The 26,244-nt window shown below is 72.3% G+C and carries 24 protein-coding genes; 16 read left to right on the top strand and 8 right to left on the bottom strand.

What is annotated here, in order from left to right:
- Positions 1-82: 82 nt before the first annotated feature.
- Genes ACFYV5_RS17785 through ACFYV5_RS17775 form a run of 3 tightly spaced genes read left to right on the top strand, consistent with a single transcriptional unit; the run spans position 83 to position 5,169 of the window.
- Positions 83-739 carry a hypothetical protein gene (locus tag ACFYV5_RS17785; protein ID WP_389169211.1) on the top strand — a complete coding sequence of 219 codons (657 nt, stop codon included), beginning with the start codon at positions 83-85 and terminating at the stop codon, positions 737-739.
- Complete coding sequence (locus tag ACFYV5_RS17780) at positions 736-2,961, top strand: bifunctional serine/threonine-protein kinase/ABC transporter substrate-binding protein (RefSeq protein WP_389169209.1); 2,226 nt, start codon at positions 736-738, stop codon at positions 2,959-2,961. The genes ACFYV5_RS17785 and ACFYV5_RS17780 overlap by 4 nt, the downstream gene beginning before the upstream one ends.
- 3 nt (positions 2,962-2,964) lie before the next feature.
- Positions 2,965-5,169 carry a bifunctional serine/threonine-protein kinase/ABC transporter substrate-binding protein gene (locus ACFYV5_RS17775; protein WP_389169207.1) on the top strand — a complete coding sequence of 735 codons (2,205 nt, stop codon included), beginning with the start codon at positions 2,965-2,967 and terminating at the stop codon, positions 5,167-5,169.
- 65 nt (positions 5,170-5,234) lie between these two features.
- On the opposite strand, the gene ACFYV5_RS17770 is transcribed toward ACFYV5_RS17775, so the two are convergent.
- The 5 genes from ACFYV5_RS17770 to ACFYV5_RS17750 form a co-directional block, all read right to left on the bottom strand.
- Positions 5,235-6,287 carry a 2-oxoacid:ferredoxin oxidoreductase subunit beta gene (locus ACFYV5_RS17770; protein WP_355104979.1) on the bottom strand — a complete coding sequence of 351 codons (1,053 nt, stop codon included), beginning with the start codon at positions 6,285-6,287 and terminating at the stop codon, positions 5,235-5,237.
- Positions 6,280-8,217: a 2-oxoacid:acceptor oxidoreductase subunit alpha gene (locus tag ACFYV5_RS17765; protein WP_355104981.1), complete on the bottom strand. Its 1,938-nt coding sequence runs from the start codon at positions 8,215-8,217 to the stop codon at positions 6,280-6,282. Before ACFYV5_RS17765 ends, ACFYV5_RS17770 begins: the two co-directional genes overlap by 8 nt.
- Positions 8,218-8,521: 304 nt before the next feature.
- Complete coding sequence (locus ACFYV5_RS17760; protein WP_355105938.1) at positions 8,522-9,181, bottom strand: response regulator transcription factor; 660 nt, start codon at positions 9,179-9,181, stop codon at positions 8,522-8,524.
- Between the two features lie 119 nt (positions 9,182-9,300).
- Positions 9,301-10,587: a sensor domain-containing protein gene (locus tag ACFYV5_RS17755; protein WP_355104983.1), complete on the bottom strand. Its 1,287-nt coding sequence runs from the start codon at positions 10,585-10,587 to the stop codon at positions 9,301-9,303.
- A 236-nt stretch (positions 10,588-10,823) separates the two neighbouring features.
- Positions 10,824-11,993 carry a sensor histidine kinase gene (locus tag ACFYV5_RS17750; protein ID WP_389169205.1) on the bottom strand — a complete coding sequence of 390 codons (1,170 nt, stop codon included), beginning with the start codon at positions 11,991-11,993 and terminating at the stop codon, positions 10,824-10,826.
- Positions 11,994-12,186: 193 nt separating this feature from the next.
- Between ACFYV5_RS17750 and ACFYV5_RS17745 the strand changes: the two genes are divergently transcribed.
- The 12 genes from ACFYV5_RS17745 to ACFYV5_RS17690 all read left to right on the top strand — a co-directional run bounded on the left by ACFYV5_RS17745 (position 12,187) and on the right by ACFYV5_RS17690 (position 23,403).
- A complete protein-coding gene (locus ACFYV5_RS17745) occupies positions 12,187-12,594 on the top strand; it encodes an NADH-quinone oxidoreductase subunit A (protein WP_355104987.1) in 408 nt (135 codons plus the stop codon).
- Entirely contained in the window at positions 12,585-13,163 is a 579-nt protein-coding gene (locus ACFYV5_RS17740; RefSeq protein ID WP_355104989.1) for an NADH-quinone oxidoreductase subunit B family protein, read from the top strand. Before ACFYV5_RS17745 ends, ACFYV5_RS17740 begins: the two co-directional genes overlap by 10 nt.
- Positions 13,160-14,410 carry an NADH-quinone oxidoreductase subunit C gene (locus ACFYV5_RS17735; RefSeq protein ID WP_389169202.1) on the top strand — a complete coding sequence of 417 codons (1,251 nt, stop codon included), beginning with the start codon at positions 13,160-13,162 and terminating at the stop codon, positions 14,408-14,410. Before ACFYV5_RS17740 ends, ACFYV5_RS17735 begins: the two co-directional genes overlap by 4 nt.
- Positions 14,407-15,375, top strand: a complete 969-nt coding sequence (locus ACFYV5_RS17730) for an NADH-quinone oxidoreductase subunit H (protein WP_389169200.1) — start codon at positions 14,407-14,409, stop codon at positions 15,373-15,375. The genes ACFYV5_RS17735 and ACFYV5_RS17730 overlap by 4 nt, the downstream gene beginning before the upstream one ends.
- On the top strand, positions 15,375-15,923 hold the full coding sequence (locus ACFYV5_RS17725; protein ID WP_355104995.1) for an NADH-quinone oxidoreductase subunit I: 549 nt from the start codon (positions 15,375-15,377) through the stop codon (positions 15,921-15,923). The genes ACFYV5_RS17730 and ACFYV5_RS17725 overlap by 1 nt, the downstream gene beginning before the upstream one ends.
- Positions 15,920-16,471 (top strand): NADH-quinone oxidoreductase subunit J, encoded by a 552-nt coding sequence (locus tag ACFYV5_RS17720; RefSeq protein WP_355104997.1) that lies wholly within the window; start codon positions 15,920-15,922, stop codon positions 16,469-16,471. Before ACFYV5_RS17725 ends, ACFYV5_RS17720 begins: the two co-directional genes overlap by 4 nt.
- Entirely contained in the window at positions 16,471-16,824 is a 354-nt protein-coding gene (gene nuoK, locus ACFYV5_RS17715; RefSeq protein WP_355104999.1) for an NADH-quinone oxidoreductase subunit NuoK, read from the top strand. The genes ACFYV5_RS17720 and nuoK overlap by 1 nt, the downstream gene beginning before the upstream one ends.
- Positions 16,821-18,812 carry an NADH-quinone oxidoreductase subunit L gene (locus ACFYV5_RS17710; protein ID WP_389169198.1) on the top strand — a complete coding sequence of 664 codons (1,992 nt, stop codon included), beginning with the start codon at positions 16,821-16,823 and terminating at the stop codon, positions 18,810-18,812. Before nuoK ends, ACFYV5_RS17710 begins: the two co-directional genes overlap by 4 nt.
- A gap of 27 nt (positions 18,813-18,839) precedes the next feature.
- A complete protein-coding gene (locus tag ACFYV5_RS17705; protein WP_389169958.1) occupies positions 18,840-20,390 on the top strand; it encodes a NuoM family protein in 1,551 nt (516 codons plus the stop codon).
- Entirely contained in the window at positions 20,390-21,892 is a 1,503-nt protein-coding gene (locus ACFYV5_RS17700; protein WP_389169196.1) for an NADH-quinone oxidoreductase subunit N, read from the top strand. Before ACFYV5_RS17705 ends, ACFYV5_RS17700 begins: the two co-directional genes overlap by 1 nt.
- A 252-nt stretch (positions 21,893-22,144) precedes the next feature.
- On the top strand, positions 22,145-23,008 hold the full coding sequence (htpX, locus tag ACFYV5_RS17695; protein WP_355105005.1) for a zinc metalloprotease HtpX: 864 nt from the start codon (positions 22,145-22,147) through the stop codon (positions 23,006-23,008).
- On the top strand, positions 23,005-23,403 hold the full coding sequence (locus ACFYV5_RS17690; RefSeq protein WP_389169194.1) for a YccF domain-containing protein: 399 nt from the start codon (positions 23,005-23,007) through the stop codon (positions 23,401-23,403). Before htpX ends, ACFYV5_RS17690 begins: the two co-directional genes overlap by 4 nt.
- 34 nt (positions 23,404-23,437) lie before the next feature.
- Here the strand turns inward: ACFYV5_RS17690 and ACFYV5_RS17685 are convergent, their stop codons facing one another.
- Positions 23,438-24,676, bottom strand: a complete 1,239-nt coding sequence (locus ACFYV5_RS17685) for an APC family permease (protein WP_389169192.1) — start codon at positions 24,674-24,676, stop codon at positions 23,438-23,440.
- 57 nt (positions 24,677-24,733) lie between these two features.
- Here ACFYV5_RS17685 and ACFYV5_RS17680 point away from each other — a divergent pair, with 57 nt between their 5' ends.
- Positions 24,734-25,003 (top strand): GlsB/YeaQ/YmgE family stress response membrane protein, encoded by a 270-nt coding sequence (locus tag ACFYV5_RS17680; RefSeq protein ID WP_389169956.1) that lies wholly within the window; start codon positions 24,734-24,736, stop codon positions 25,001-25,003.
- A gap of 31 nt (positions 25,004-25,034) precedes the next feature.
- Here the strand turns inward: ACFYV5_RS17680 and ACFYV5_RS17675 are convergent, their stop codons facing one another.
- Complete coding sequence (locus ACFYV5_RS17675; RefSeq protein ID WP_389169191.1) at positions 25,035-25,661, bottom strand: alpha-ketoglutarate-dependent dioxygenase AlkB family protein; 627 nt, start codon at positions 25,659-25,661, stop codon at positions 25,035-25,037.
- Positions 25,661-26,161 (bottom strand): methylated-DNA--[protein]-cysteine S-methyltransferase, encoded by a 501-nt coding sequence (locus ACFYV5_RS17670; protein ID WP_355105014.1) that lies wholly within the window; start codon positions 26,159-26,161, stop codon positions 25,661-25,663. Before ACFYV5_RS17670 ends, ACFYV5_RS17675 begins: the two co-directional genes overlap by 1 nt.
- Positions 26,162-26,244 lie beyond the last annotated feature (83 nt).

The following is a 26,244-nucleotide window of genomic DNA, read 5'->3' as shown; positions in this document are numbered from 1 at the left end:
CGGCCGGAACGCCGACGGCAGGGGGAGTCCGAGCACGTCCCCCGCGCCGACCGGAAGCTCGGAAACGCCGCCGACCGGGGCCGTGCCCACGAAGCTCGGCTTCACCGCGGACCCGAAGCGCGCTCCGAAGAACCAGGCCGAGGCCGAGCGCCTCGCCCTCGCGATCGTCGCCGGGCCCGACTCCTGGGGCTCCGACTACGTCAAGCGCACCCCGCATCTCAGCCCGGACGGCTACTGGCCCGTCCTCGGCAAGCAGTGCACGTGGGGGACCGGCACCCGCCCGACGTCCGTGCTCCACAGCGTCACCGCCTACAGCGAGATCCCCGCCGGGCCCGGCAAGGGGGTGCTGCGGGTCTCCGCGACCGTCACCGTCCACCGGACCGAGACGGACGCGGACTGGGAGATGGCCGAGACGCTGGAGGAGGCGCTCCGCTGCCCCGACCAGCAGCTGCGCGCGGGGGAGCGGATCCGCGGACTGATGTCCCTCGGCAGCCCCTTCGGTGTCGGCGGCAACTTCACCGCCGTGGACTCGCTCCGGGAGGCGGGGACGTACCTCAACGACTCCGTCCCGGGCGAACAGACCTACTCCTGGGTCCAGTCCCGCGTCGGACAGGTGACCGTCGCCGCCGTCGTCAAGGGCGCGCCCGGCCACTCCGCCAAAGAGACGGACAGCGCGCAGGTCCAGGCCCTGGTGGCCATGATCGGCCGCGCCGAGGACCAGCTGGAGGTCCGGTCGTGAGCCCCGCCGTCCCGCCCGCATCCGCATCCTCTCGCGAGCCCGCCGTCCTTCAGCCGCTGCTGCCCTCCGACCCGTCGGCGATCGCCGGCTACCGCCTCCTCGGCCGGCTCGGTGCCGGCGGCATGGGCGTGGTCTACCTCGGCCGTACGGACAGCGGCGAACTCGCCGCCGTGAAGGTCACCCACGCCGACCACGCCGACCAGCCCGACTTCCGCGCCCGCTTCCGCCGCGAGGTCGAGGCTGCCCGCCGCGTCTCCAGCCCCTGGGCCGTCCCCGTCACCGGCGCCGACCCCGACGCGCCCGAGCCCTGGATGGCGACCGCCTTCGTCCCCGGGCCCTCGCTCGGCGAGGCGGTGACCGCGCACGGCCCGCTGCCGGAGCGGAGCGTACGGATCCTCGGCGGCGCCCTCGCCCGCGCGCTCGCCGCCGTACACGCGGCCGGACTCGTCCACCGTGACGTCAAACCCGGCAACGTCCTTCTGGCCGTCGACGGACCGCGCCTGATCGACTTCGGCATCGCGCGGACGACGGGGGAGACCGCGCTCACCTCCACCGACATGGTCGTCGGCACCCCCGGCTTCCTCGCCCCCGAACAGGCCGAGGCCCGCGCCGCCGAGATCGGCCCGCCCAGCGACGTCTTCGCCCTCGGCTGCCTCCTCGCCCACGCGGCGACCGGCCGCCCGCCCTTCGGTACGGGGGCGGTCGACGCCCTGCTGTACCGCACCGTCCACGACGAGCCCGACCTCGACGGCGTACCGGAGGCGCTGCTGCCGCTGGTGACCGCCTGCCTCGCCAAGGACCCGGCCGAGCGGCCGACCGCCGCCGAGATCGCCGCCCGTCTCACGGAGGACACCCCGGGCGGCGCGGCCGACTGGCTGCCCGCCCCCGTCGTGCGCACCATCGCCGAACGCTCGGCCGCGATGCTCGCCCTGCCCGAGATCGACGCGACCCGGCCCGGCGCATCCGCACCGGACGGCCGACCAGCGCCCAGTCGGAGGAAGTTCCTGCTGGCGTCCGGGGGAGCCGTCCTCGCCGTCGGCGGCGGCATCGGCGCCTGGGCCACCCTGCGGGACGACGGCACGGGCCGGAAGGCCACCCCGCCACCGAAGAAACGGCGCTGGGTCATCGGCGTCCACGCGGACCTGACAGGCCCCGCCAAGGACATCGGCCGCGCGCAGGAGCGGGGCGCCCGACTGGCCGTCGAGCAGTTCAACGCCCGCGAGGACAAGCCCTTCACCCTCGAACTCAAGGTCTCCGACGACGGCGGGGACAAGAACAAGGCCCTGGCCGCGGCGCGCGTCCTCACCGGCGACCCCGACGTCCTCGGTGTGCTCGGGCCGACCTCCGACTACACGGGCCTGGCCGCCCTCCCCGCGTACGACGAAGCGCTCGTCCCCCTGATCACGGTCTCCGCCGGGCTGAACCTGCTGAGCAACGCGCCGGGCGGCCAGGGGCTCTCGGTGCTGCAGGCCTGCCCGCAGCACGCCATCGCGGGCACCTACCTCGCCTATTACGTTCTGACGAAAAGCCGGAGCGTCCGGCCGGGCATCCTCCAGGAGAGGACGGACGACACCTACGCCTGGCAGTACACCGGCGGCGCGAACTTCGGCTTCCGGCAGGGGAAGGTCACCCCTCTTCCCCGTGTCGTCCCCGGGGCCACCACGGACTACAAGCGCGTGCTCGGCGCCATGATGGCCGACGGCATGGACGCGTACGTCCACTGCGGCCTCACCCCGAGCGCCGTCCTCGCGGCCCGGGCGCTCGACGAACTCGGCTTCACCGGCCTGAAGGTCACCGGGCAGCACGTCTTCGAGCCCCGTTTCCCGGCGGAGGCGGGCGACGCCGCGGAGGGCTGGGTGCTCGGCGCCCCGGTCGTCGACGCCACGACCGTCAAGGCGGCGTCGCCCTTCGTCGCCGCGTACCGCAAGCGGTACGGCACGGCCCCCGCCTTCTACACGGGCGAGTCCTTCGACCTGGTCAACCTCCTGGCCCAGGAACTGGCGAGGGCGGCCAAGGCCGGGAAGCGCCCCGACCGCAGGACACTCGCGCCCCTTCTGCGCAAGGCGGGGTACCAGGGCATCATGGGCGGCTACGTCTTCGATCCCGAGACCGGCCAGCTGCGAACAGGGGTGGTCGGCACGTTCATGTACGTGGTGGAGAACGGCCGGTACAAAGCCCTGGAGTTCGCCCCCGCCGGGCCGCCGAAGAACCGACGGACCTGACGCGTGCGGCCTCTCCGCCCCGCCGATCCCTCCGCGATCGCCGGATACCGCCTGCTCGGCCGGCTCGGTGCCGGCGGCATGGGCGTGGTCTACCTCGCCCGGACCGCCGGCGGCTCGCTCGCCGCGCTCAAGCTGATCCTCGCCGAGCACGCCGCCGACCCCGGCTTCCGCGAGCGGTTCCGGCGGGAGGCCCGCGTCGCCGAGCGCATCACCGGTCGCTGGGTGGTCCGCGTCCTCGGCTCCGACCCGGAGGCCCGGGAACCCTGGCTGGCCACCGAGTTCGTCCCCGGACCCTCCCTCGCCGAGGCCGTCGGCCTGCACGGCGCCCTGCCCGAGTCGACCGTACGGGCCCTGGGCGCCCGGCTCGCCGACGCGCTCACGGACATGCACGAGGCCGGACTCGTCCACCGGGACGTCAAGCCCGCCAACGTGCTGCTCGCCCTCGACGGACCGCGCCTGATCGACTTCGGCATCGCCCGCTCGGCCGGCGCCACCGCCCTCACCGCCACCGACGCGATGATCGGCACGCCCGGCTTCCTCGCCCCCGAACAGGCCCGCGTCACCGGCGCCGGCGAGGTCGGCCCGCCGAGCGACGTCTTCTCGCTCGGCTGCGTGCTCGCGTACGCGACCACCGGCCGGCGCCCCTTCGGTACGGGATCGGTGGCCGCGGTCGTGTACCGCACCGTCCACGAGGAACCCGACCTCGACGGCGTACCGGCGCTGCTGCCGCTGGTGACCGCCTGTCTGGCCAAGGACCCGGCGGACCGGCCCACGGCGGCGGAGGTACGGGCACGGCTCGGGTCGGCCGGGGGCCCTGCGGGCGACTGGCTGCCGCCCGGGCTGCCCGCACTGATCGCCGAGCGTTCCGCCCGGGTCCTGGACCTGCCCGTGGCGGAGCCGACCGTCGTCGCGTCCTCCGCCGAACCGGCCCGCACCTCGCCGTCACGGCGCCGCTTCCTGGTCCTGGGCTCCGCGGGCGCCGTCGCCGGGGCGGGCGGCCTGACCGCCTGGCTCGTGAACCGCGGCCTCGGCGGAACGGGCACGGGCTCCGGCGGGCCGCCCGCGGCCCTGCCCACGTACACGATCGGCGTCCAGACCGATCTGAGCGGTCCCCGCGCGCTGGACGGACGTGCCCAGGAACGCGGAGCGAGGCTGGCCGTCGAGACCTTCAACGCCCGTCCCGACCGGCCCTTCGACCTGGCGGTGAAGGTACGGGACGACGCGGGCGAGCCGGCCCGGGCCGGTGCCGTGGCACGGGAGTTCGTGCGCGATGCGGCCGTCGTGGCCGTGATCGGCCCGACCACCCGCGAGACCGTGATCGCCGTCGCCGACACGTACGACGCGGGCCTCCTCGTCTGCGCGACCGTCGCCGTCGGCATCGATCAGATGGACCTCCCCGGTCAGACCACCAACCCCACCTACCGCGAACTGCGCGTCCATCACGACATGCTGCAGTTGCCCTTCACCAGCGTCGCCCTCGTGCGGGAGGCCGTACGGACGGCCGTGGTGGACGACCGGGCGGCGGGTGACTACAGCTGGCGGGTGGCCAACTCCGCGCGGACCACCATGTCCCAGGTGGGCAAGGTGGTCACGTCTCATCAGGTGCGTGCCGAGACCGAGGACTTCGGACCGGTGGTGCGCGAGGCCCTCGCCGCCCGCCCCGACGCCGTGCTCTACGCCGGCGTCTCGCAGCGCAGGGCCGGGCTCTGCGCCAAGGCGCTGATGCGGCAGGGGTTCGACGGAATGTGCGGAGGCGTCGAATACGCGCTGGGGCCGGAGTTCCTCTCCGTCGCGGGTCCGGCGGCCGAGGGCTGGTACTTCGGCACCACCTACGTCGATCCGGCGCTGGTGCCCGGGGCCAAGGCGTTCACGACCGCCTACCGCAAGCGCTGGGGGCTCGCGGCTTCGGCACCCGTCGACCGGTTCGCCGGAGAGGCGTACGACGTGGTGACGGGGATGGCCGAGCGCATGAGGGACCTGGTGTCGAGCCGGAAGCTGGCCGTCTCGCGGGAATCCCTGCGGGGGGCGATGCGGGTGTTCACGTACCAGGGGATCATGAAGAAGTACGGCTTCGACGAACAGAACGTGATGATGTTCAAGTACCACTCCGAGCTGTTCCTGTACCGGATCGAGCAGGGTGCCCCGCGGTTCCTCGGTCAGTTCGAGAAGGCCGGGAAGGACGAGAAGAAGCGGCGCGGGAAAGGCTGAGGGGCGCGGCCTCTCGCGTGCCGCGCCCCTCAGCCGTGCCGCTTCCGTCAGCTGTGTCCTTTCGGTCAGCCGACGACGGTCCAGGTGTCGTTCCCCGCGAGCAGCTGCCCGAGGTCGCCCTTGCCGTTCTGCTCGATCGCCGTGTCCAGCTGGTCGGCCATCAGGGTGTCGTACACCGGGCGCTCCACCGAGCGGAACACCCCGATGGGTGTCTGGTGCAGCGTGTCCGGGTCCGCCAGGCGGGACAGCGCGAACGCGGTCGTCGGGGAGGCGGCGCGCGCGTCGTGGACCAGGACGGCGCTCTCGTTCTCGGGGGTGACCGTGACGACCTTCAGGTCGCCCGTGGCCGGGTCCCGTACGACGCCCTTGTCCAGGCCGGCGCCGAAGCGGATCGGCTGCCCGTGCTCCAGGCGGATCACGGCCTCCTGGGCCTGGTCCTTGTCCTTCAGGACCTCGAAAGCACCGTCGTTGAAGATGTTGCAGTTCTGGTAGATCTCCACCAGCGCCGTGCCCGGGTGGTCGGCGGCCTGGCGCAGGACCTCGGTGAGGTGCTTGCGGTCGGAGTCCACCGTCCGGGCCACGAAGGACGCCTCCGCGCCGAGCGCGAGCGAGACCGGGTTGAACGGCGCGTCGAGCGAGCCCATCGGGGTCGACTTGGTGATCTTGCCGACCTCGCTGGTCGGGCTGTACTGCCCCTTCGTCAGACCGTAGATCCGGTTGTTGAAGAGCAGGATCTTGAGGTTGACGTTGCGCCGCAGGGCGTGGATCAGGTGGTTGCCGCCGATGGAGAGCGCGTCGCCGTCACCGGTCACCACCCAGACCGACAGGTCGCGGCGCGAGGTGGCCAGGCCCGTGGCGATGGCCGGGGCGCGGCCGTGGATGGAGTGCATCCCGTACGTGTTCATGTAGTACGGGAAGCGGGAGGAGCAGCCGATGCCGGAGACGAAGACGATGTTCTCCTTCGCCAGACCGAGCTCGGGCATGAAGCCCTGCACGGCGGCGAGGACGGCGTAGTCGCCGCACCCGGGGCACCAGCGGACCTCCTGGTCGGACTTGAAGTCCTTCATCGACTGGGCGGCTTCGGCCTTCGGTACGAGGTGCAGGAGCGACTCACTCATCGATGGCCTCCTTGAGCGCCGAGGCGAGCTGCTCGGCCTTGAACGGCATCCCGTTGACCTGGGTGTACGAGCGGGCGTCGACGAGGTACTTCGCCCGGACGAGGGTGGCGAGCTGGCCCAGGTTCATCTCCGGGACGACCACCGTGTCGTACTGCTTCAGCACCTCCCCGAGGTTCTTCGGGAAGGGGTTCAGGTGCCGCAGATGGGCCTGGGCGATCGGCAGGTCCTCGCGGCGCAGCCGGCGGACGGCCGCCGTGATCGGCCCGTAGGTGGAGCCCCAGCCCAGGACGAGGGTCCGGGCGCCGTCCGGGTCGTCGACCTCGATGTCGGGGACGTCGATGCCGTCGACCTTGGCCTGCCGGGTGCGGACCATGAACTCGTGGTTGGCGGGGTCGTAACTGATGTTGCCGGTGCCGTCCTGCTTCTCGATGCCGCCGATGCGGTGTTCGAGACCGGGGGTGCCGGGGACGGCCCAGGGCCGGGCGAGGGTCTGCGGGTCGCGCTTGTACGGCCAGAAGACCTCGGTGCCGTCCGCCAGCCGGTGGTTGGGGCCGGTGGCGAACGTGGTGGCGAGGTCCGGGAGCTCGTCGAGGTCCGGGATGCGCCAGGGCTCGGAGCCGTTGGCGAGGTAGCCGTCGGAGAGCAGGAAGACCGGGGTGCGGTACGTGAGGGCGATCCGGGCGGCCTCGAGCGCCGCGTCGAAGCAGTCGGCGGGGGTCCTCGGGGCCACCACCGGCACCGGCGCCTCGCCGTTGCGGCCGTACATGGCCTGGAGCAGGTCGGCCTGCTCGGTCTTGGTCGGCAGGCCGGTCGACGGGCCGCCGCGCTGGATGTCCACGACGAGCAGCGGCAGCTCCAGGGAGACCGCGAGGCCGATCGTCTCGGACTTCAGCGCCACACCCGGGCCGGAGGTGGTGGTGACGGCGAGCGAGCCGCCGAAGGCCGCGCCGAGCGCGGCGCCGATGCCGGCGATCTCGTCCTCGGCCTGGAAGGTGCGGACGCCGAAGTTCTTGTGCCTGCTGAGCTCGTGCAGGATGTCGGACGCCGGAGTGATGGGGTACGAGCCCAGGTAGAGCGGCAGGTCGGCCTGGCGGGACGCGGCGATCAGGCCGTACGAGAGGGCCAGGTTCCCGGAGATGTTCCGGTACGTGCCGGTGGGGAACGCCTGGGTCGCCGGGGCGATCTCGTAGGAGAAGGCGAAGTCCTCGGTCGTCTCGCCGAAGTTCCAGCCGGCCCGGAACGCGGCCACGTTCGCCTCGGCGATCTGCGGCTTCTTGGCGAACTTCTGGCGCAGGAAGGTCTCGGTGCCCTCGGTCGGCCGGTGGTACATCCAGGAGAGCAGCCCGAGCGCGAACATGTTCTTGGAGCGCTCGGCCTCCTTCCGGGACAGCCCGAACTCCTTCAGGGCCTCGATCGTCAGCGTCGTCAGCGGGACCGGGTGGACCCGGTAGCCGTCCAGCGAGCCGTCCTCCAGCGGGGACGTCTCGTAGCCGACCTTGGCCATGGCGCGCTTGGCGAACTCGTCCGTGTTGACGATGATCTCGCCGCCGCGCGGCACGTCGCCGATGTTGGCCTTCAGGGCGGCCGGGTTCATCGCGACCAGCACGTTCGGGGCGTCGCCCGGGGTCAGGATGTCGTGGTCCGCGAAGTGCAGCTGGAACGAGGAGACGCCCGGCAGCGTGCCGGCGGGCGCCCGGATCTCGGCGGGGAAGTTCGGCAGCGTCGAGAGGTCGTTCCCGAAGGACGCCGTCTCGGAGGTGAACCGGTCACCGGTCAGCTGCATACCGTCACCGGAGTCCCCGGCGAACCGGATGATCACCCGATCGAGTTTCCGGACTTCCTTCGCGTCACCGTGGTGGGGCGCTGCGGGGATACTGCGCTGCTCCCCGACCAGGGCCTCACCGGCCTCGCTACTGACCTTGCTGGTCACTGAACTGGACCTCCCTCGCGGCAAGGGTCTCTCCGCCAGAGGCGGGGAGAAGGCTCGGGAGACGGTCGGCTGACCGGCCGTCCCGTGGCCCACCCTACGACGGTGAGGGGTGCCTTCCCGGGACTTCTCGCATCATGGACCTCGTTTTGAGATGCCCTTGTGTCATCGATTGTCACGTTCTGTCGCCCCCGGAGTCTTCGCGAACCTCGCGTTCCGCTCGTCCTTTGGTGCCAGGCCCGGCTTGCTTCGGTATGAGGTCCGGCCGGCCGGACCCTGCGTCGTTGTCTGACAGAGTGTCAGGTCCTCAGGAGTTCAGGTAGGTCAACACCGCGAGTACCCGGCGGTGATCCCCGTCACTCGGCGAGAGGCCCAGCTTCAGGAAGATGTTGCTGACGTGCTTCTCCACCGCGCCGTCGCTCACCACCAGCTGTTTCGCGACCGCCGAGTTCGTCCGCCCCTCGGCCATCAGCCCGAGGACCTCCCGCTCGCGCGGGGTCAGGTTCGCGAGCACGTCCTGCTTACGGCTCCGGCCGAGGAGCTGCTGCACGACCTCCGGATCCAGCGCCGTACCCCCCCGGGCCACCCGGACCACGGCGTCCACGAACTCGCGGACCTCGGCGACCCGGTCCTTCAGCAGATAGCCGACGCCCCGGCTCGAACCGGCCAGCAGCTCGGTGGCGTACTGCTCCTCCACGTACTGCGAAAGGACCAGGACCCCTATCTCCGGGTACTCCTTGCGCAGCCGCACCGCCGCCCGTACGCCCTCGTCGGTGTGCGTGGGGGGCATCCGTACGTCCGCCACCACCACGTCCGGCAGCGCGTTCTCACCGGCGAGCCCGGCCACGGTCTTGACCAGGGCCTCTCCGTCGCCCACGCCGGCGACGACCTCGTGCCCCCGGTCGGTCAGCAGCCGGGTCAGACCCTCACGGAGCAGCACTGAATCCTCGGCGATGACCACACGCACCCTGTCCGCCACGTCTTCCACGACCCTGAAGCCCCCATGTCCCGATGATCGGTTGCGGGTCCCAGCATCGCACCCCGCCCGCCCCGTTGTGGGCAACTGTTCCGTTGGGGCGGAACGGTTCACGTGCGCCAGGGCAGCTCCGCCGTGACCGTCGTCGGGCCGCCCGCCGGCGAGTCCACCGCCAGGATCCCGTCGACCGCGTCGAGCCGCTCTGTCAGACCTGCGAGCCCCCTGCCCGCCGCCACGTCCGCGCCGCCCCGGCCGTCATCCCTGACCTGCAGCATCAACCGGTCGCCGGCCCGCCACACATCCACCCACGCGCGCCGTGCGCCGGAGTGCTTGGACACGTTCTGGAGCAGCTCGGACACGGTGAAGTAGGCGATCCCCTCGATCGCGGGCACCGGCCGGGCCGGAAGGTCGACCTCCACCGACACCGGGACGGTGCACCGCGCGGCGATCGAGGAGAGGGCGGCGTTCAGGCCGCGGTCGGTGAGGACCGCCGGGTGGATGCCCCGGGCGAGGTCGCGCAGCTCCCGCAGCGCCGTCTTCACCTCGCCGTGTGCCTCCTCGACCATCTGCGCCGCCGCCCGGGGGTCCTCGGCCAGCTTCTCCTTCGCCAGACCCAGGTCCATGGCGAGCGCGACGAGCCGGGCCTGGGCGCCGTCGTGCAGATCGCGCTCGATCCGGCGCAGATCGGCGGCGGCGGTGTCCACGACCACGCCCCGGTCCGACTCCAGCTCCGTCACGCGCGTCGCCAGCCGCGACGGGCCGAGCAGCCCGGAGACCATCAGCCGGTCGACCGCGGTCAGCGAGCGGATGATCCACGGCCCGGCGAGCACGAACAGCAGACCGACGGCGCTGGTCACGGTGATCTCGAAGGGCGAGTCGAGATAGAAGGCGTGCGTCCGGTCGCCGTACAGCTGGATGCCGTCCTGGCCGGCGTACATGGGGAAGACCCACTGCCACAGCGGGTACGTGAAGAGGGCCCAGCCGTACACCCAGAAGGCGACCGACACGGTGAAGGCGAAGACCGCCCACGGCATGTGGAGGATCGCGTACAGCAGGTGCCGCCAGGACGCGCCGCTCTTCAGCATCGCCCCCATCCACGACATCGCCCCGCCCGTACGGCCCCGCACCGGCTCGGGCGCCGCCACGTCCAGGCCGAGCAGACCGCGCGCCCGGGCCCGCTCCACGGCGCCGAAGCCGCGGCACAGGGCGAGTCCGCCGGCCAGGACCGGGATGCCGAGGAAGGTGATCAACAGTCCCGCCCCCGCCGAGACCATGGCGATGGAGAGGGCGAAGTACACGCAGCTCAGCGGCAGACCGAGCACCAGGTGGCCGAACTCGCGCCAGGTGCGGGCCTCGAACGGCGCGCGGATCCCGGCGGGGAGGCGGTGGGTTGCCATCGCTGTGGTCCGTTTCTGCTCGGTTCTGCTCAGGGAGGTGATGTCTCAAGGGTTCCGGTCGGGGGCGCTCCGGACCATGAGGAGGGTGGGCGTCTCGGCCGGGGGGTTTTCCCTACCTACGCCTGCACCTGCGCCGGTCGGTGTCGAGGACGACGCCTGCGCCTACGCGGATGCCGGCCGGGCCCGCCACGGCAGCCGCCTACGCGGATGCCGGCCGGGACCGCCACGGCAGCCGCCTACGCGGATGCCGGCCGGGCCCGCCACGGCAGCTCCGCCGTGACCGTCGTCGGCCCGCCCTCCGGCGAGTCGAGGACGAAGAGCCCGTCGACCGCGCCCAGACGCTCCGCCAGCCCCGCCATCCCCGTACCGCCGTCCAGCCGTGCCCCGCCGCGCCCGTCGTCCCGTACCTGGAGCAGCAGCCGGTCGTCCCGGCGCCACACCTCCACCGAGGCGGAGCGCGCCCGCGCGTGCTTGGACACGTTCTGGAGCAACTCGGAGACCGTGAAGTAGGCGATGCCCTCGATGGCCTCGGCCGGCCGCTCGGCCAGATCGACGGTCACCTTCACCGGGACGGTGCACCGCGCGGCGATCGAGGAGAGGGCGGCGTTCAGGCCGCGGTCGGTGAGGACCGCCGGGTGGATGCCCCGGGCGAGGTCACGCAGTTCCTGGAGCGCCAGCTTCACCTCGCCGTGCGCCTCGTCGACCATGGCGGCGCCTGCCTCCGGGTCCTCCAGGAGCTTCTCCTTCGCCAGGCCGAGACCCATGGCCAGCGCGACGAGCCGGGCCTGGGCGCCGTCGTGCAGATCGCGCTCGATCCGGCGCAGATCGGCGGCGGCCGTGTCCACGACCACGCCCCGGTCCTCCTCCAGCTCGGCGATCCGCCGCTCCAGCTCGTCCGAGGGTGAGAGCAGGCCGCGGACCATGGCCCGGTCGGCGTTGGAGAGCCCACGGGCGAGGAACGGCAGCACGGGCCAGAGCACGATCAGCGAGACGAGGGTGACGGCGAAGGTCACGATCCCCCAGGGCAGCCGGATGAACATGTACAGCAGCGTCCGCCACGCCACCGGGTCCTTCAGCGCCGTCCACAGCCAGGGGAAGAAGCCGTGTCGGCGGGGGAGCTGGCTCGGCTCCTCCACCCGTACGCCGAGCAGCGCCCGGGCCCTCGCCCGCTCCGCCCGGCCCATGCCGCGCGCGCCGGCGAGACCGAGGGCCAGCAGGGGCAGACCGATCACCGTGACGGACAGCCCGACGCCGACGGCGACCGACACCACGGCGTACACGAAGCCGACCAGCGCGATCGGCAGATTGGCCAGAAGGAAGGAGATCTCCTTCCAGACGTGCCGGCCGTAGGCGAGGCGGGCGGGCGGCAGCCGGTCGCTGTCAGGGGTATCGGTGTCGACGCTCATGGGCCCAGCCTGCCGGTCGGCGGGGAGCGCGCGCCATGGGGGACGTGGGTGAGCGGGAGTAGGGATATCCCCCGTGCCGCCGTCCCGTACGCCGCTCCGCCCACTCCGTGACACGACCGCTTACGGGCTCTTTAACAGGGCCTAGACTCCCGTGCGTACAGATCGTCGAAACGGGCAGGGAGCGAGGGTGGACGTGCCGGATCCGACCGTACGCGCGGGAATCGGACTCGCGGCGGACTACTTCCAGTCGTACTCCGTCGTGGGACTGCTCGCCGTCATCGGTGTGCTCTTCGTGGCCGTCGCGTTCGGCGCGGGCCGACTGCTGCGGCCCGTCGTTCCGACGCCGGAGAAGCTGCTGACGTACGAGTGCGGTGTCGACCCGGTGGGGGAGGGCTGGGCGCACACCCAGGTCCGCTACTACGTGTACGCCTTCCTCTACGTGATCTTCGCCGTCGACTCGATCTTCCTCTTCCCCTGGGCGACCGTGTTCGCCGCGCCCGGCTACGGCGCGACGACGCTGGTCGAGATGTTCATCTTCCTCGGCTTCCTGGCCGTGGGACTGCTCTACGCGTACAAGAAGGGCGTCCTGACATGGACGTGACCCCGACTCCGCTTCCGCTTCCGGCTCCGAAGCTGGGCGCGCTCGCCCGCCTGGCCCCCGAGCCGATGAAGGTGGTCCTGAACTGGGGCCGCCGCTACAGCCTCTGGGTCTTCAACTTCGGGCTCGCCTGCTGCGCGATCGAGTTCATCGCCGCGTCGATGGCCCGCCACGACTTCATCCGGCTCGGCGTGATCCCCTTCGCGCCCGGGCCGCGCCAGGCCGACCTCATGATCGTCTCCGGCACGGTGACGGACAAGATGGCGCCGGCGGTGAAGCGGCTGTACGAGCAGATGCCCGAGCCCAAGTACGTCATCTCCTTCGGCGCCTGCTCGAACTGCGGCGGGCCCTACTGGGACTCGTACTCGGTGACGAAGGGCGTCGACCAGATCATCCCGGTGGACGTGTACGTCCCGGGCTGCCCGCCGCGCCCCGAGGCGCTGCTCCAGGGAATCCTGAAGCTGCAGGAGAAGATCGCGCGGGAGTCCCTGGCCGCGCGGTACTCGGGCCCCTCGGTCGGCCAGCTCACCAGCGGACTGGTCACCCCGCCGGCGCCGGGAGGCACGGCGTGAACGCCTACGACACCCTTCCCGACGCCGTGACGGAGATCTTCGGCGAGGAGGCGACCGCGGAGCGGGCGTACGACCTGCTGACGGTCGACGTGCCGGTGGGCTCCTGGATCGCGGCGCTGGAGACCGCGCGGGACAAGCTGGGCTGCACGTACTTCGACTGGCTGAGCGCGGTGGACGAGCCGGGCGAGGGCTTCCGCGTCTGCGCGCACGTGGTGGCGCTTGAGGGGGGCGTGGTGCGGCGCCTGCTGGTCCGTACGACGGTCCCGCACGCCGCTCCGTCGCTCCCGACCGCGGTCGAGGTGTACGCGGGCGCGGGGTGGCACGAGCGCGAGACGCACGAGATGTTCGGCGTGGAGTTCACGGGCCACCCGAATCTCGTTCCGCTGCTGCTCCCGGAGAACTTCGAGGGCCACCCGCTGCGGAAGGACTTCGTGCTGGCCGCGCGGGTCGTGAAGGCGTGGCCGGGCGCGAAGGAGCCGGGGGAATCCGAGCACGGTGGTCCCAAGCGCCGCCAGATGCTCCCCCCGGGCGTCCCCGACCCCAACGAGTGGGGCCCCCTCAAGGGCCAGCTCCCCCCTGCCCCGACCCGCCCCGCCCGCGCGGCAGCGGCCGACCGCCCACCCCGCCGCACCCGTACGACGACGGACGGCTCGGCCACCCAGCTCCCGGAAACGGCCACCCCGCCGGTGCCGGAGGCGATGGGTCCGGCGGAGCCTGGGACCCCGCCGGGGCGCCCGCCGCGCCGCAGTCGCACCGCGGCGGACGGCTCGGCGAGCCAGGCGGCCCCGGAGGCACCTGCCGCCGGTCCGGGGCGGAGTCGCTCCGCGAGCGGGGATCCGGCGGAGGGCGCGCCCTCCGAGGCCCAGCCCCTGGTACAGCCGCCACCCCGCACCCGCAGCTCGGACGCCCCGTGGCACCACGCCCGCCCGACATTCGAGGACGACCCCACGCCGGCCTCGGACCCCACCCCGGCCTCAGAGGCCAAGCCGGCCTCCGAGCCGACCCCGGCTCTGGAGGCGAAGCCCGCCCCCGAGGCGGCGCCCGCCCAGGCGGAGCCGGCCCGCGAGGAGGAGCCCGCCCCCGGGACGGAACCCGCCCCCGAGGGGCAGTCCGCTTCGGCGGAACCCGCGTCCGAGGTGGGGGCCGCCCAGGCGGAGCCGGAAAGTGCGGGCGACCGCGACGGCGAGCGTGCCGATCATGACCACCACCCCAGCCCCACCGACCCCGCCGGAGGCGAACCCGCGTGAACGACGCACTCGACGTCGCCCTCCGGCTGCTCGTCGTCTTCGCCGTGTTCCTCGTGCTGCCCCTCGTCATCGGGCAGACCGAGCACAAAGTCATGGCCCACATGCAGGGCCGCCTCGGGCCCATGTACGCCGGTGGATTCCACGGGTGGGCCCAGCTCGTCGCCGACGGGGTCAAGTTCGCGCAGAAGGAGGACGTGGTCCCGGCCAACGCCGACCGCCGCGTCTTCCAGCTCGCCCCCGCCGTCGCCCTCCTCCCGTACCTCCTCGTCCTCGTCGCCATCCCCATCGGCCCGAGCGAGGGAGCCGTCGGCGTCCTCGTCGACGCCGGCATCTTCTTCGTGCTCGCCGTCATGGGCGTCGGCGTCCTCGGCAGCCTCATGGCCGGCTGGGCCTCCGCCAACAAGTTCTCCCTGCTCGGCGGCCTCCGCACCGCCGCCCAGCTGCTCGCCTACGAGCTCCCGATGCTGCTCACCGCCGCCTCCGTCGCGATGGCCGCCGGCACCGTCTCCCTCCCCGGCATCCTCAACGCCTTCGAGTGGTGGTGGCTGCCCTGGCAGATCGTCGGCGCGCTCGTCTTCTTCGTCGCCGGCCTCGCCGAGCTCCAGCGCCCGCCGTTCGACATGCCCGTCGCCGACTCCGAGATCATCTTCGGCGCGTACACCGAGTACACCGGCCTCCGCTTCGCGCTCTTCCTGCTCGCCGAGTACGCCGGCATCGTCGTCCTCTGCGGCCTCACCACCGTTCTCTTCCTCGGCGGCTGGCACGGCCCCTTCGGCGCCGACGGACTCGGCTGGGTCTGGACCCTCTTCAAGACCGCCGTCCTCGCCTTCCTCGTGATCTGGCTCCGGGTGAGCTACCCCCGGCTCCGCGAGGACCAGCTCCAGAAGCTCGCCTGGACGACCCTCGTCCCGCTCGCCCTCGCGCAGATCGCGCTCACCGGCATCGTGAAGGTGGCGATCAACTGATGTCCCCGATCCCCGGTTCCGGCCTCGCCAAAGGCCTCGCCGTCACGCTCCGCACGATGACGAAGAAGACCGTCACCGCGCAGTACCCCGACAAGCAGCCCGAACTTCCGCCCCGTTCCCGCGGCGTCATCGGGCTCTTCGAGGAGAACTGCACGGTCTGCATGCTCTGCGCCCGCGAGTGCCCCGACTGGTGCATCTACATCGACTCCCACAAGGAGACGGTGCCCGCCGCCGCCCCCGGCGGCCGCGAGCGCAGCCGCAACGTCCTCGACCGTTTCGCCATCGACTTCGCCCTCTGCATGTACTGCGGTATCTGCATCGAGGTGTGCCCCTTCGACGCGCTGTTCTGGTCGCCCGAGTTCGAGTACGCGGAGACGGACATCCACGAACTCACCCACGAGCGCGACAAGCTCCGCGAGTGGATGTGGACCGTCCCGGAGCCGCCCGCGCTCGACCCGCGCGCCGAGGAACCCAAGGAGATCGCCGCCGCCCGCAAGGCCGCGGAGAAGGCCGCCGCCCAGGCGCAGGCCGAGGGGGACCAGCAGTGACCCTCGCCGCCACGGCTCCCGGCTTCCTCTCGCCCTCCGGCGTCGAGATCGCCTTCCTCCTCGTCGGCCTCGTCACCCTCGGCGCGGCCGTCGTCACCGTCACCACCCGCCAGCTCGTCCACGCCGCGCTCTGGCTGGTCGTGGCGCTCGGCGGCCTCGCCGTCGAGTACCTCCTCCTCACCGCCGAGTTCATCGCCTGGGTCCAGGTGCTGATCTACGTCGGCTCCGTCGTCGTCCTCCTCCTCTTCGGCCTCATGCTCACCAGGGCCCCCATCGGCCGCTCCCCGGACGCCGACTCGGGCAACCGCCTCGTCGCCCTCGCGGTCGCGCTCGCCGCGGCCGCCGCGCTCGTCTGGGTGGTCGTCGACGCGTTCCGTACGACCTGGATCGACCTCGACGGACCGGCCCAGGGCTCCACCAAGGTGTCCGGCGAGATCCTCTTCCGGCACTGGGTGCTGCCCTTCGAGGCGCTCTCCGTCCTCCTCCTCGCCGCACTGGTCGGCGCGATCGTCCTGTCCCGCAAGAACGCCAAGGAGGCCCGGGACTGATGCATCTCGCCTACCCCGCCGTCCTCGCCGCCCTGCTCTTCTGCGTCGGCCTCTACGGCGTCCTCGCCCGCCGCAACGCGATCCTCGTCCTGATGTCCGTCGAGCTGATGCTCAACGCCGTCAACCTCAACCTGGTCGCCTTCGACGTCTGGCTGCGCGACGCCCTCCACGCCGGCCAGGCGCTCACCCTCTTCACCATCGCCATCGCCGCCGCCGAGATCGGCATCGGGCTCGCGATCGTCCTGATGGTCTACCGCAACCGCGGCACCTCGGACGTCGACCGGCTGCGCGACACGGTGGAGGCCGACACCCCCTCCTCCGACGCCGACGAGAAGGCCGAGGCCACCGCGTGACCACGACGACCCTCGCCGCGCTCGTCCCCCTCCTGCCCTTCCTCGGCTCCGCCGCCGGTCTGCTCCTCGGCCGCACCGCGCCCGGTTTCGTCCGCCCCCTCGCGGTCCTGCCGACGCTCGCGGCAGCCGTCGTGGCCGTCCTCGTCGCCGTCCGCCAGGGCGGCGGGAAGACCATCGAGGCCGCCACCCAGCTCACCCCCACCGGCTCGGTCCCCATCGACCTCGCCCTGCACATCGACGGCTTCGCCGCCCTCGTCGCCATCCTGGTCGGCCTCGTCGCCACCTGCGTGCAGATCTACTCGACCGGGTACCTCCGCGACGACCCCCGCTACCCCTCGTACGCGGCGCTGGTCTCCCTTTTCACCTCCGCGATGCTGCTCGTCGTCTACTCCGGCGACCTGATGGTGCTCCTGGTCGGCTGGGAGATCATGGGCATCTGCTCGTACTTCCTCGTCGGCCACTACTGGGAGACGCCCGAGGCGCGGGCGGCCTCCCTCAAGGCCTTCCTGGTCACCAAGCTCGGTGACGTCCCCTTCCTGATCGGCCTCTTCGCGCTCGCCGCGGACGCGGGCACCTTCCGGATCGACGGGATCCTCGGCGCCGTCGCGGGCGACGGCCTCGACCACCCCACCCTCATCGCGCTGCTGCTGCTCGCCGGTGTGGCGGGCAAGTCCGCGCAGTTCCCGCTGCACACCTGGCTCCCCGACGCCATGGCCGGCCCCACCCCCGTCTCCGCGCTCATCCACGCGGCGACCATGGTCGCCGCCGGCATCTACTTCGTGGCGCGCCTGCTGCCCGTCTTCGCGTCCTCCGCGGCCGCGCTGACCGTGCTCGCGGTCATGGCCGCCGTGACGATGGTCGGCTCGGCCCTCGCCGCGCTCGCCCAGGACGACATCAAGCGGGTCCTCGCCTACTCGACCATCGGCCAGCTCGGCTACATGGCGGGCGCCCTGGCCGTCGGCGACCGCGGCGCCGCCGTCTTCCACCTCCTCTCCCACGGCGCGTTCAAGGCCCTGCTCTTCCTCGCCGCCGGCGCGGTCATCCACGCCGCCGGTACGAACTCGCTCTCGGCCATGTCCCGGATGAGCGGCCTGACCCGGCGGATCCCGGACGCGTACTGGACGATGACCGTCGCCCTCCTCGCCCTCGCCGCGATCCCCCCGTTCGCCGGGTTCTTCTCCAAGGAAGCCGTCCTCGTGGCCGCCGAGCACACCGCCCTCGGGGACAGGACCGTCGCCCCCGCCGGGGCCGGCTGGACCGTCCTCGTCGCGGGCCTGCTCACCGCCCTCCTCACCGCCGCCTACGCGGCCCGCCTGTGGCTGCTCGCCTTCCGGGGCCGGGGCGCCGAGGCCCCCGACCACGGCCGCCAGCCGCTCGCCATGACCACCGTCCTGTGGGTGCTCGCGATCCCCTCCCTCGGCTTCGGTCTGAGCGCCACGTACCTCGACGACTGGTTCGACGGCCACGCCCTCACCCCGACCGTCACCACCGCGGTCCTGGGCACGGGCATCGCCCTCGCCGGCGCAGCGGTCACGTACGCGGTCTGGCAGCGCACCCGCGCCCTCGCGGCCCGTACCCCGCTCGGCGCCGTCGCCGCCCACCCCGAGGGCGACGCCGGTCTCGTCGAGGCCGAGGCGATCGCGAGCCACACCCCCGCCTACGGCGACATCGCCGCGGCCCCGGACCCGGCCGACCCCGGCCGCGTCCTGCTCGGGCCGCTGCACCGCCACGCGGCCACCGGCTTCCACCTGGACGCCCTCTACACCGCCGTGTTCGTCTGCCCCGTCCTGGCCGCGGCCTCCCTGGTCCGCTTCCTGGACCGCGAGGTCGTCGACACGTACGTCAGCGGCGCGGGCACCGGCACCCGATGGCTCGGATGGCTCGTCCGCCGCGCCCAGACCGGCAACGTGCAGACCTACCTCAGTGCCCTGCTCGCCGGCTCCGTCGTCCTGGCGCTCGCCGCCGTACTCGTCGCCGCCGGAGCGTGAGACGTGATCGATATCAGCGAATCCGTGATGCAGTTCCTTCTCGCGTTGATCGTCGCCGGCCCGCTCGTCGGTGCCGTCGCCGCTCTCCTCCCGGCCCCGCCCGGGCTGAAGGGCACCTCACCCGACCAGGCTGTGCTCCGCCACGGCGTGATCGTCACCGGTGTGATCCTCGCCGCGGCGATCGTCCTCACCCTCGGCTTCGACCACGACCAGCCGTCGAGGATGCAGGCGAGCACGGACATCACATGGATCCCCGCACTCGACGTGCGCCTCCACCTCGGTGTCGACGGCATTTCCCTCCCCCTCCTGGTCATGACCTCGCTCCTGACCTTCCTCTGCGCGCTGTACAGCTACTTCAAGATGCCCGCCGGCCCCTCCCCCAAGGGCTTCGTGGCACTTCTCCTCGTCCTCGAGTCCGGCACCCTCGCGACCTTCGCCGTCCTCGACCTCATGCTGTTCTTCCTGGCCTTCGAGATGGTCCTCATCCCGATGTACTTCCTCATCGCCCGCTGGGGCGGAGAGGGCAGGCAGGCCGCCGCCTGGAAGTTCATCCTCTTCACCCTCCTCGGCTCCGTCGTCATGCTGCTCGGCCTGCTCCTCATCGGCCTGAAGGCGGGCACGTTCGACATGGTGGCACTGGCCACTGACAACGGCCGCGGACTGACCACATCCGTGCAGGTCATCGCCGTTCTCGCGATCGGGATCGGGCTCGCCGTGAAGACCCCGATGTGGCCGCTGCACAGCTGGCTCCCGGACGCCCACACCGCCGCCCCGACCGTCGGCTCGGTCCTCCTCGCCGGCGTCCTGCTGAAGATGGGAACGTACGGGTTCGTCCGGATCGTCCTTCCCGTCGCCCCGGACGGCATGCGGGTCTTCGCCCCGTACCTCGCCGCCCTCGCCGTCGCCGGCATCATCTACGGATCGCTCGCCTGCCTCGCCCTCGCGAGGCGCGGCAGCAAGGGCGACCTCAAGCGCCTGATCGCCTACTCGTCCGTCGGCCACATGGGCTTCGTGCTCCTCGGCATCGCGACCATGACCCCCACCGGAGTCAACGGCGCGCTCTTCGCCAACATCGCCCACGGCCTCATCACCGGCCTGCTCTTCTTCCTGGTCGGCGCGGTGAAGGACCGGTACGGCACCGCCGACCTCGACACCCTCGCCGGCGCCACCGGCGCCGCGCTCTACGGCCGCGCCCCCCGCCTGGGCGGACTGCTCGCCTTCGCCGCCGTCGCCTCCCTCGGACTGCCCGGCCTCGCCGGCTTCTGGGGCGAGATGCTGGCCCTGTTCGGCGCCTTCGAACCGGCCGCGGGCCTCAGCCGCCCCGCCTTCCTCACCTTCATGGCGATCGGCGCCTTCGGCACCCTGCTCACCGCCGCGTACCTGCTCGTCGTCGTCCGCCGGGTCTGCATGGGCGGCCCCCGCCCGAGCGGGGAGACGGCCATCGCCGACGTCCAGGGGTACGAGTTCGCCGCCTGGACCCCGCTCGTCGCCCTCACCGTCCTCGCCGGCCTGTGGCCCGCGGTCCTCCTCGGCCTCACCGATCCGGCCGTCCAGAAGCTCCTCGCGGGAGGGAACTAGTGACGACCACGAACCTCGTCCAGTCCGTCGACTGGCTCGCGATCGCGCCACCCACCCTCACCGCCGTGGTCGCGCTGGCCGTGCTCGTGGCCGACCTCTTCGTCCCCGCACGCCACAAGCAGCTCCTCGGCTGGACCGCGATCGCCGGGCTCGTCGCCTCGATCGCCCTGCTGATCCCGCTGCGCGCCGGCGACCGCTCCACCTTCTGCCTCACCACCGAGCCGGCCGCGACCGCGGCGTGCAGCTACACCGCCGACCGCTTCACCCTCGTCCTCCAGTTCCTGGTGCTGGGCGGGGCGCTGCTCACGGCCCTCCTGTCGCTCTCCGACACGAAGGAGAAGCTGCCGGCGGGGGAATACTGGTTCCTGCTGCTCTCCTCGGCCGCCGGCGCGGCGCTGCTGCCCGCCTCCCGCGACCTCGCGACCCTCGTCGTCGCCCTCGAAGTGGCCTCGCTGCCCGCCTTCGCACTCGTCGGCCTGCGCCGCGGCGACCGGCAGTCCAGCGAGGCCGCGCTGAAGTTCTTCCTCTCGTCCGTCACCGCGACCGCCGTGACCCTGCTCGGTGTCAGCTTCGTGTACGGCGCGACCGGCACCCTCCACCTCACCGAGCTCGCCCAGCGCCTCGACGGCGTCCCCGGGCAGCTGGAGACCCTCGCCCAGGCCGGTGTCGCCCTCACCCTGGTCGGCTTCGCCTTCAAGACGGCCGCCGTGCCCTTCCACTTCTGGGTCCCCGACACCTACGTCGGCGCCCCCCTGCCCGTCGCCGCCTACCTCTCGGTGGTCGGCAAGGCCGTCGGCTTCACCGGCCTCATCCTGGTCACGGTCGTCGCCTTCCCCTCGTACGCGGACGTCTGGGGTCCGGCGCTCGCCGTCCTCGCCGCGCTCACCATGACCGTCGGCAACGTGGCCGCCCTGCGGCAGGTCTCCACGCGCGCGTGGAGCGCGGTCCGGCTGCTCGCCTGGTCCTCCGTCGCCCAGGCCGGCTACCTCCTGGTGCCGATCGCCGCCGCCGCGTACTCCAGCGACGACCAGATCGGGGCCACCGTCGCGTACGCCCTGATGTACGCCGTCGTGAACCTCGGCGCCTTCGCGGTGGTCGTGCTGGTCGCCCGTACGCACCCCGAGAACCGGATCGCCGACTACCGCGGCCTGTACGCCGGCCGCCCGGTGATCGCCCTGGTCATGGGCTTCTTCCTGCTCAACCTGGCCGGCCTGCCGCCCGGCATCATCGGCCTCTTCGCCAAGGTCACCGTCTTCTCGGCGGCGGTCGACGCGGGCCTCGGCTGGCTGGCCGTGGTCATGGGCATCAACGTCGTGATCGGCCTGTACTACTACCTGCGGTGGACGGCGCTGCTGTTCCGCGCGCCGACGGAGGAGAAGGCCGCCCACGCGCGCGTGCCCGCGCCGATCACCCTGGCGGTCGCGGCGGCCGCCGTCGTGGGCGTCGTGCTCTCGGGCTACCCGCAGTTCGCACTGCGCTTCGCGGCGACCACCCTCTTCTGACCCACGCAGCTGATCCAGGTGCGTGACTCACGCGCCTGACTCACGCGCCTGACTCACGCGCCTGACTCACGCGCCTGCCCCACGCGGCTGATCGGTCACCCCTTCGGCCTACACCGCCCGCCCGCCGCCCCCGGTACGGCCCGGGGAACCCGTGCCTCCCGCCTGGCGTTGACCAGTACGGGAGGGTCCACTGGACGAGTGGACCACCACAGAGCAAAGGGTTCCCCTGCCGCACCACCTGGAGGGCGTACCGTGCACCGCCGGCACAACGGGCTGAGGACCGCCGTACTCCTCGGAGGGCTCTCGGCCCTCATCATTCTCATCGGCAGCTTCTTCGGCCGTACGGGGCTGATCGTCGCGCTCGTCGTGGCGCTCGGCACCAACGCGTACGCCTACTGGAACAGCGACAAGCTGGCCCTGCGCGCCATGCGGGCCCGCCCGGTCAGCGAGTTCGAGGCGCCCGGGCTCTACCGGATGGTGCGCGAGCTCTCCACCCAGGCCCGCCAGCCGATGCCCCGGCTCTACATCTCGCCGACCCAGGCCCCGAACGCCTTCGCCACCGGCCGCAACCCGCGCAACGCCGCCGTGTGCTGCACCGAGGGCATCCTGCGGATCCTCGACGAGCGCGAGCTGCGCGGCGTCATCGGCCATGAGCTCAGCCACGTCTACAACCGGGACATCCTGATCTCCTCGGTCGCCGGAGCGCTCGCCTCTGTGATCATGTTCCTGGTCAACTTCGCCTGGCTGATCCCGGTCGGCCGCTCCAGCGACGACGACGGCCCGGGCCTGCTCGGCATGCTGCTGATCATGATCCTCGGCCCGGTCGCCGCCTCCGTCATCCAGCTCGCCATCTCCCGCTCGCGGGAGTACGAGGCGGACGCCTCCGGCGCCCAGCTCACGGGCGACCCGCTGGCCCTCGCCAGCGCCCTGCGCAAGCTCGAAGCGGGGACGAAGCAGCTGCCGCTGCCTCCCGAGCCCAAGATCGAGACCGCAAGTCACATGATGATTGCGAACCCCTTCGGAGCGGGCAGAGGACTCTCGAAGATGTTCTCGACGCACCCGCCGATGGCGGAGCGCATCTCCCGACTCGAGCAGATGGCAGGTCACCGCCCGTGAAGACAATCCTCAACGTCATCTGGCTCGTCCTGTGCGGCTTCTGGATGTTCCTCGGCTACCTGCTGGCCGGCGTCCTGCTGTGCATCACGATCATCGGGATCCCCTTCGGTCTCGCCGCGTTCCGCATCGGCATCTACGCCCTCTGGCCCTTCGGCCACACGGTCGTGGACCGGCGCGACGCGGGCGCGCCCTCCGTCGTCGGCAACGTGCTGTGGCTGATCCTCGCGGGCTGGTGGCTGGCGCTCGGCCACATCACCACCGGCCTCGTGCTCTGCGTCACGATCATCGGCATCCCGCTGGGCATCGCGAACTTCAAGCTGGTCCCGGTGTCGCTGCTGCCGCTGGGCAAGGAGATCGTCCCCACGGACCAGCCGTACCCGTACACGATCCGCTGACTCAGCCAGCCGTACCCGTGCACGACCCGCTGATTCAGGGGCGCGCGTGGTCGCGTCGTCCCCGGCTGACGGCGTACGCGACGGTGCCCGCCGCGAGGACCCCGACGCCGGCCAGGACGGAGGCCGGCGGCAGCGCGAACGCCAGCGCCCCGCACCCGGCCAGGCCCAGCGCGGCGAGCGGCCGGTGCGCGCGGCCCAGCGTCCACGCGGAGGCGTTGGCGATGCCGTAGTAGACGAGCACACCGAACGACGAGAAGCCGATCGCGCCCCGTACGTCCACCGTGGCCGCCATCACGGCCACCACCGCGCCCACCGCGAGCTCCGCCCGGTGCGGCACCTGGAACCGGGGGTGCACGGCGGCGAGCCCGGTCGGCAGATGACCGTCCCGGGCCATCGCCAGGGTCGTACGGGAGACCCCGAGGATCAGCGAGAGCAGCGAGCCCAGTGCGGCGACGGCCGCGCCGACCGTGACGACGGGCACCAGCCAGCCGGCGCCGGCCGCCCGGGCGGCGTCCACGAGCGGCGCGCCGGAGGCCGCCAGGCCCTGCGGTCCGAGGACGGCGAGCACGCACACCGCCACCGCCGCGTAGACGGCGAGCGCGATGCCGAGCGCCACGGGGACGGCCCGGGGAATGGTCCGGGCCGGGTCGCGCACCTCCTCGCCGAGCGTGGCGATCCGCGCGTACCCCGCGAACGCGAAGAACAGCAGCCCCGCCGCCTGGAGCACGCCGCCCGCCGTCGCGTCCCCGCCGAGGGCGAGCCGCCCGAAGTCACCGTCTCCCGTGGTCGCCACAGTGACGATCAGGGCCGCAAGCACCGCGAGGACCAGCGCCACGATCACCCGCGTGAGCAGGGCGGACTTCTGGACGCCGCCGTAGTTCACGGCCGTCAGCGCCACCACGGCCGCGACTGCCACCGCATGCGCCTGCCCCGGCCAGACGTACGCCCCGACCGCCAGCGCCATCGCCGCGCAGGAGGCCGTCTTGCCGACGACGAACGCCCAGCCCGCCAGGTAGCCGAAGAAGGGTCCGAGGCGTTCGCGACCGTACACATAGGTGCCGCCCGAGGCCGGGTACAGGGCGGCGAGCCGGGCCGAGGCCATCGCGTTGCAGTACGCGACGAGCGCGGCGATCCCGAGCGCCGGGAGCAGTCCGGAACCGGCCGCTCCGGCCGCCGGGCCGAGGGCGACGAAGATTCCGGCGCCGACCATGGATCCGAGCCCGATGACGACGGCGTCGAACACGCCGAGCGAGCGGCGCAGTTCCTGTGTCATGCCCCGCACATTACGATGCCCCGCAACCACGCCCGGCGCCCCCGCGTCCTCCTCGGCATGAACGTCATCAGCTGGATCGTCCTGGGCCTGCTCGCGGGCGTCGTCGCCAAGGTCCTGCTCCCCGGCCGCGACCCGGGCGGGCTCATCGGCACGACCCTCATCGGCATAGCCGGCGCCTTCATCGGCGGCTGGATCTCGTCCACGTTCCTGGACCGCCCGATCACCACCGGCTTCTACGACACGGCCACGTGGCTCTCGGCCATCGGCGGCTCGCTGGTGCTGCTGATCGCGTACCGGATCCTCTTCGGCCACTCGCGCTCGCGCTGAGGACCCGTCTCGCGCCAACGACCCGTCTCCGCTAAAGACCCGTCTCGCGCAAGGTGATGTTCAGCCGCCCGCTGAGCCCCAGCGCCGGATCGGCCGTGCCCGCGTAGACCTTCGGCACCCCGTGGTACGCGAAGCGCGACGGCCCGCCGAAGACGAAGAGATCCCCGGACGCCAACTCCACGTCCGTGTAAGGCTTCCCGCGGGTTTCGGTGTTCCCGAACCGGAACACGCAACGGTCGCCGAGGCTCAACGACACCACCGGCGCACCGGACCGCTCCTCCTTGTCCTGGTGCAGCCCCATCTTCGCGCCGGCGCCCGCGTCGTAGAAGTTCACCAGCGCGGTGTCGGGGTGGAACCGCTGGTCGCTCCCGTACGCCTCGCTCAGCGCCTCGCGCCCCAACGCGGCCAGCCAGCCGGGCAGTTCGACGCCCACCTCGTCGAGATACCGGTACGGCACCCAGCGCCGCCCCAGGCAGAGCGACTGCACGGACATCACGCCCCCACCCGGCAGCACGGTGTGCCGGTACGGAACGGGTCCGCGCCCCCACTCCCGGCAGGCGGCCACCAACTCCCGCTGCCGGTCGAGGGACAGCCACCCGGGCACGTGCACCGCGCCCGGGGCGACCTCCGCCCGCTCGCGCGCGAACAGCCCGTCCATCACGCCACCAGGGCGCCTTCGAGACCGAGCAGCCGCTCCTTGCGCTCCAGACCCGCCGCGTACCCCCGCAGACTCCCGTCCGCGCCGATCACCCGGTGGCACGGCCGCACCACCAGCAGCGGGTTGCGCCCGATGGCGGTGCCGACGGCCCGCACCCCGGCCCCGGAGGAACCGACCTGCCGGGCGATGTCCCCGTACGAGACGGTGGCGCCGTACGGGATCTCGTCCAGGGCCCGCCACACGCGCCGCTGGAACGCCGTACCGCTGTCGACGTACGCGACGTCGAAGCGTTCCCGCCGCCCCGCGAAGTACTCACTCAGCTGCCCGGCGATCTCCTCGAACGCCTCGGGCGCGTGCCGCCAGCCGTCCTCGACGGCGGCGGCACCCTTCTGCCCGGGCAGCGACAGCGAGACCAGCGCGGTCCGCCCGCCCTCGCCGGCGCCCCGCCCGACGAGCAGCATCTCGCCCAGGGGCCCTTCGACGTACGCGTACACCGTCATGACGGTTCCTCTCCTCGCGCTCACTCCGCGTCCAGTGTGCGAGGCCCGCCACCCCTGAGGCTGGCGGCTTTCGGACACGCAGC

The organism is Streptomyces sp. NPDC003035 (assembly GCF_042888285.1).
Taxonomy (GTDB): domain Bacteria; phylum Actinomycetota; class Actinomycetes; order Streptomycetales; family Streptomycetaceae; genus Streptomyces.
The sequence above is the reverse complement of the archived record's forward strand: the minus strand, read 5'-3'. Positions and strand labels throughout refer to the sequence as shown.

Coding starts and splice junctions, on each gene's coding strand:
- ACFYV5_RS17770 (WP_355104979.1), bottom strand. CDS start 6,287: ATGAGTGAGTCGCTCCTGCACCTCGTACCGAAGGCCGAAGCCGCCCAG.
- ACFYV5_RS17755 (WP_355104983.1), bottom strand. CDS start 10,587: ATGGCAACCCACCGCCTCCCCGCCGGGATCCGCGCGCCGTTCGAGGCC.
- ACFYV5_RS17750 (WP_389169205.1), bottom strand. CDS start 11,993: ATGAGCGTCGACACCGATACCCCTGACAGCGACCGGCTGCCGCCCGCC.
- ACFYV5_RS17740 (WP_355104989.1), top strand. CDS start 12,585: ATGGACGTGACCCCGACTCCGCTTCCGCTTCCGGCTCCGAAGCTGGGC.
- ACFYV5_RS17725 (WP_355104995.1), top strand. CDS start 15,375: ATGTCCCCGATCCCCGGTTCCGGCCTCGCCAAAGGCCTCGCCGTCACG.
- nuoK (WP_355104999.1), top strand. CDS start 16,471: ATGCATCTCGCCTACCCCGCCGTCCTCGCCGCCCTGCTCTTCTGCGTC.
- ACFYV5_RS17705 (WP_389169958.1), top strand. CDS start 18,840: ATGCAGTTCCTTCTCGCGTTGATCGTCGCCGGCCCGCTCGTCGGTGCC.
- ACFYV5_RS17685 (WP_389169192.1), bottom strand. CDS start 24,676: ATGACACAGGAACTGCGCCGCTCGCTCGGCGTGTTCGACGCCGTCGTC.
- ACFYV5_RS17680 (WP_389169956.1), top strand. CDS start 24,734: ATGAACGTCATCAGCTGGATCGTCCTGGGCCTGCTCGCGGGCGTCGTC.
- ACFYV5_RS17675 (WP_389169191.1), bottom strand. CDS start 25,661: ATGGACGGGCTGTTCGCGCGCGAGCGGGCGGAGGTCGCCCCGGGCGCG.
- ACFYV5_RS17670 (WP_355105014.1), bottom strand. CDS start 26,161: ATGACGGTGTACGCGTACGTCGAAGGGCCCCTGGGCGAGATGCTGCTC.